The organism is Actinotalea sp. C106 (genome assembly GCF_023630195.1).
Lineage (GTDB): Bacteria > Actinomycetota > Actinomycetes > Actinomycetales > Cellulomonadaceae > Actinotalea.
Map to the genome: position 1 here is coordinate 1 of NZ_JALPKN010000443.1, position 1,747 is coordinate 1,747.

General features: G+C 76.2%; 3 protein-coding genes. 2 read left to right on the plus strand and 1 reads right to left on the minus strand.

Annotated elements, in window-relative coordinates; genetic code table 11:
• A partial coding sequence (locus L0B03_RS17380) for a DUF4862 family protein (RefSeq protein ID WP_250448210.1) occupies window positions 1-239 on the plus strand: 239 nt, incomplete at its 5' end.
• Window positions 240-257: 18 nt separating this feature from the next.
• Here L0B03_RS17380 and L0B03_RS17385 read toward each other — a convergent pair.
• Window positions 258-1,313, minus strand: a complete 1,056-nt coding sequence (locus L0B03_RS17385) for a D-2-hydroxyacid dehydrogenase (RefSeq protein WP_250448212.1) — start codon at window positions 1,311-1,313, stop codon at window positions 258-260.
• 96 nt (window positions 1,314-1,409) lie between these two features.
• Here L0B03_RS17385 and L0B03_RS17390 point away from each other — a divergent pair.
• Window positions 1,410-1,747 (plus strand): NAD(P)-binding domain-containing protein (locus L0B03_RS17390; RefSeq protein ID WP_250448214.1); only part of this gene is annotated, 338 nt, incomplete at its 3' end.

Below are 1,747 nucleotides of genomic sequence, written 5' to 3' on the forward strand. Positions count from 1 at the left end.
AGACGCCGTGGGGACCGGCCTGGTCGGACGCGCACATCCCCCCGCGGGGCCTACACCCGGCCCTCGCGCGCTCTGCGGGGTCGCTGCTCGGCGTCGAGGAGGTGCGCCGGACCCTGGTCGCCGCGGGCCCGGTGCCCCTCGCGGTCAAGGTCGCGATGCGCCCACGCACGGCCACCGTCGACGAGCGGGTCGCGGTCGCCCGGGCCAGCCTCGCGCTGCTCGAGGACGCGCGGGGCTGACCGTCGGGGGCTGAGCCGTCAGAGCAGCTCGGCGGCGTCGACCAGGTTGCGCAGCGGCTGACCGTCGAGCAGTCGTGTGGCGTTCTCGGCCGTGAGCTCGGCGATCCGGCGGTCCTCGTGCGGGCTCAGCGCCGCGGTGTGCGGGCTGAGCAGCACGTTCGGCAGGGTCCACAGCGGGCTCTCGGCCGGCAACGGCTCGACGGCGGTCACGTCGAGGGCCGCGAGGCCGACCGGACCGCCGTCGAGGGCCGCGACCAGGGCCTCCTCGTCGATCACGGTGCCACGGCCGACGTTGACCACGGTCGCCCCGGCGGGCAGACGGTCCAGGACGCTCGCGTCCACGAGCCCCGTGGTCGCCGGGGCCCCCGGGAGGGTCACGACGAGGGCGTCGACCTCGGGGGCCACGGCCGCGAGCTCGTCGAGGCCGATGGTCCGCTGCACGCCCTCGACCTCGACCGGGCTGCGGTTCGCGCCGATCACGGTGGCGCCGAGGGCCGCAGCGAGCCGTGCGGTCTCGCGACCGATGCTGCCGAGCCCGACCACCAGGACCGTCTGCTCGTGGACCTGGCCCATGGCCCAGCGGCCGGGCCACTCGCCCCGCGCCCGGAGCTCGAGCAGCCGCGGCAGGGTCTTGGCCCCGGCGAGGAGCCCGAAGACGGCGAACTCGGCCAGCGTCCGGGCGTGCACGCCGGCGGAGGTGGTGAACCGCACTCGTGCGAGGTCCTCGGCCGTGAGCCCGGCCGCCGCGACCTGGGACGCGCCACCGGCCGCCATGGTCTGCACCCAGCGCAGCCGCGGGTTGGCCGCGACCGTCCGGGCCAGGGCCTCGGACGAGACGTCCGGGATCCCGTAGAGGGCGTCAGCCGTGTCGAGCAGGCGTTCGAAGGCCTGCTGCTGGTCCGCTGTGCGCCGCCAGGCCGGGTCCCCACCGTGGTCGCCCGGGTGCCGCATCGGCGGGAGCAGGCTGTGGTCCCGCACCAGCTCGACCCTCGGCTCGCTGTCCTCGAGCCGGCGGCACAGCTCCTCCTCGAGCGGGGTCGCGAGCACCATGCGCAACCGGTCCGTGCCTGCCATGCGAGCCTCCTCGTGGGGTACTGCCGTGGGTGGGTCGTGCGTGCGTCACGTCTGCCGCGGGTCGGCCCCGCGGTGGGCCGAGGCTACGCTGCGGCCATGTCCACCACCCTGCCGCAGATCGGGTTCGTCGGCCTGGGGGTCATGGGCGCCCCGATGGCCCGTCACATCCTGACCGCCGGCTTCCCGCTGCACGTCACCGCCCGTCGACCCGCCTCGGCCGACGCCCTGCTCGAGGCCGGGGCCACCTGGCACGGCACGCCGCGCGAGCTCGCCGCGGTCACCGACGTCGTGGTCCTCATGGTGCCCGACCTGCCCGACGTCGAGGCCTTGCTGGACGGACCGGACGGCCTGGTCGCCGGAGTGGTGCGGCCGCTGCTCGTGGTGGTCAGCTCGACCGTCTCGGCCGACGGCCTGCGCCGGCTCGACGCGCGCCT